This window comes from Phenylobacterium sp. (assembly GCF_036821595.1).
GTDB lineage: Bacteria > Pseudomonadota > Alphaproteobacteria > Caulobacterales > Caulobacteraceae > Phenylobacterium.
Genome location: NZ_DAISJG010000163.1, coordinates 1 through 2,159 on the forward strand (window position 1 = coordinate 1; position 2,159 = coordinate 2,159).

Annotated in this window: 3 protein-coding genes and 1 pseudogene; 1 reads left to right on the forward strand and 3 read right to left on the reverse strand. The window is 73.4% G+C overall.

Annotated elements, in window-relative coordinates; all coding sequences use genetic code 11:
- From V7Z97_RS20195 to V7Z97_RS20205, 3 genes and pseudogenes are all read right to left on the reverse strand, one after another.
- Positions 1 to 243: pseudogene (locus V7Z97_RS20195) on the reverse strand (hypothetical protein); the annotation flags it as partial.
- Positions 244 to 306: 63 nt separating this feature from the next.
- Positions 307 to 429 carry a hypothetical protein gene (locus V7Z97_RS20200; protein WP_334165383.1) on the reverse strand — a complete coding sequence of 41 codons (123 nt, stop codon included), beginning with the start codon at positions 427 to 429 and terminating at the stop codon, positions 307 to 309.
- Positions 430 to 505: 76 nt separating this feature from the next.
- Positions 506 to 1,165 (reverse strand): GntR family transcriptional regulator, encoded by a 660-nt coding sequence (locus V7Z97_RS20205; protein ID WP_334165384.1) that lies wholly within the window; start codon positions 1,163 to 1,165, stop codon positions 506 to 508.
- 325 nt (positions 1,166 to 1,490) lie between these two features.
- On the opposite strand from V7Z97_RS20205, the gene V7Z97_RS20210 reads away from it, so the two are divergent.
- Positions 1,491 to 2,009, forward strand: a complete 519-nt coding sequence (locus tag V7Z97_RS20210) for a helix-turn-helix domain-containing protein (RefSeq protein ID WP_334165386.1) — start codon at positions 1,491 to 1,493, stop codon at positions 2,007 to 2,009.
- The last annotated feature ends 150 nt before the right edge of the window (positions 2,010 to 2,159 follow it).

Sequence of the window (2,159 nt, forward strand, 5' to 3'; positions counted from 1 at the left end):
GGCCCCAGCCCCGGCCCCACTCAGGCCTCCAGCCCCGGCCTCGGGTCCGGCCAGCAGGCCGGCGTCCCGCAAGGGCCCCAGCAGGGCGGAATCGTCGACGGCGACGCTCGCGCCGTCCGGCGACAGGCGAAGCCGCCCGGCGGCCCCGGGCAGGCAGAGGTAGGCGTCGCGCGCCACCTGCAGGAAGACCACGTCGTCGCCGATGGCGACCGCGTGGGCGGCGGGGGAGAGGGGATGTTCCACGGGAGGCCTGGGCGTTGCGGCCGCAAGGCCGGCGCCGGCAGGACCGGCGCCGGCCCCGGAGGCTCAGTCGTACAGGTCGACCGGGATCTCCTCGGGGTCGAACTGGCCCGTGGGCGAGTTCGTGAGCGCGCGGGCGCCGCCGAAGCAGACCAGGCGCGCGGCCGGCAGGGTCAGGGTCTTGGACATGGTGACCTCCTTCAAAGGCCGTTTGTCACCGCTGGAAGTTGCGGCGCGTCGATCTCACAACCTGCGCTATGCCTATTCAACCTATATCGGTTCTATACGGCGCCGCCTGCGGCCGTCGCTCCAGCAGCCCCGCCAGGCGGTCGGCGAGGCGGATGCGCCGCCGGTGGAAGGCGCGCACGGCGGCCAGCAGGGCGGGGCGGTCCGCGCCGGCTCCCAGGCGGGCGAGGGCCGCCGCCTCGGCCGCGAGGTCGCCGATCAGCCGCGGCTCCTGCCGTCGCACCGGGCCGAGGCGGCCGGCCAGCCGCCGGTGGGCGTCCAGCAGGTCCCAGCCGCCCGCCGCCGCCAGCCACGCCTCGAAGAGGGCTTCGACCCGGGCGACGGCCGCCTCGGGGGAGGCCTCCGCCCCGTCCGGCTCCGGGCCCGCCCGCCCCGTCTCCGGCTGCAGCCCCCGCGGCTCCAGGGCGATCAGCAGGTAGGCCTGGCTGATCCGGTAGAGATCGGCCACGTCCACGGCGCCGGGCCGGCGCACGAAATAGCCCTGCCCCCGCCGCTCCTCGACCAGGCCCTCCCCGGCCAGCCGCGCGAGCGCCTCGCGCACCGGGGTGGCGCTCAGCGCCAGCTGCTCGGCGATCTCGGTCGCCGCCAGCCGCCGTTCGTAGTCGAAGGCCCCCTGCCGCAGCCGCTCCCGCAGGGCGCCCAGCGCCACGAGAAACGGCTCGGCCCGCTTTGCTGTCATCTCCCGCCCCGCGAGGTGATTCCGGGAGAGTGGATAGGCCGACACGGCTCCGTGTCGAGAAATATTACGTCCCGCCACAACATCATCCAGTCGCCGCAAACCCTTTGCGGGAAATCCGCAAGGAATTTGCGGAAAATAGACTTCATATGCGCCGCCTATATTCTGAACATCTCCACTCCCCTCGCCGGATACACGGAGGGTGCGATGGCAAGCTCCTGCGCGCCCCGCTCCGGCGCCGCCCGGAAACCTGCGGACCCGTTTGACCCCACGCCAGGTTGCGGCAAAAGTGACATGCGAGTCAGGGTTGATGGTGGCGTCACGACCGATGTTCTCCCTCGTGCCGGGCGGCGGACGGACCGCCGGTCGCCGGCTGTCGCGGGCGCTGAAGGCGCTGCGCCGGCACCGGCGCATGCGCCCGGCCGAGGTGGCGGCCGCCATGGGCATGCCGCTGCGGTCCTATGAGCATTTCGAGGCGGGCCGGGGCCGCCTGAACCTGGACCGCCTCCACGCCTTCGCGGCCGCCACTGACACCGACGCCTTCGCCATCCTGGCCAGCCTCGCCCTGGAGGCCCCCGAGTTCGCGGTGGCCTGCGCCGACAACAAGCTGATGCTGATCCTGATGATGACCCTGCAGGATTTCGAGGCCGCGGCCGGCGCGGAGATCGCCCGCCTCGAACCGAGGACCGCCATCGCGGCCTTCACCCGGACCTTCGCCGAGCTGCTGGCCGCCGCACGCCGTCGTGACGCGCTGGTGGAGGACTGGCTGAGCCGGCGCCGCTGCAGTGAGCCTGACGTTTCCGACGGCCCCGACGGCCATGGGGACGGGCCCGGGACGCAGACCTGAGCCTTGGCGGCTCGCCCAGCCGGTTGCGGAGCATCCCCGAAACGAAGACCTGCGCAGCCGACCCCCAGGGCCGTCCGCCCCGGAGCTCAGCGGACCCTGGCCGCAACAGGGACCTGGTCGGGCAGGAACAGGAGGGTGGCGACGGCGCCG

What these genes read in the sequence shown, in the direction of transcription:
- V7Z97_RS20200 (WP_334165383.1), bottom strand. Translation starts at nt 429, where the DNA reads ATGTCCAAGACCCTGACCCTGCCGGCCGCGCGCCTGGTCTGCTTCGGC.
- V7Z97_RS20205 (WP_334165384.1), bottom strand. Translation starts at nt 1,165, where the DNA reads ATGACAGCAAAGCGGGCCGAGCCGTTTCTCGTGGCGCTGGGCGCCCTG.
- V7Z97_RS20210 (WP_334165386.1), top strand. Translation starts at nt 1,491, where the DNA reads ATGTTCTCCCTCGTGCCGGGCGGCGGACGGACCGCCGGTCGCCGGCTG.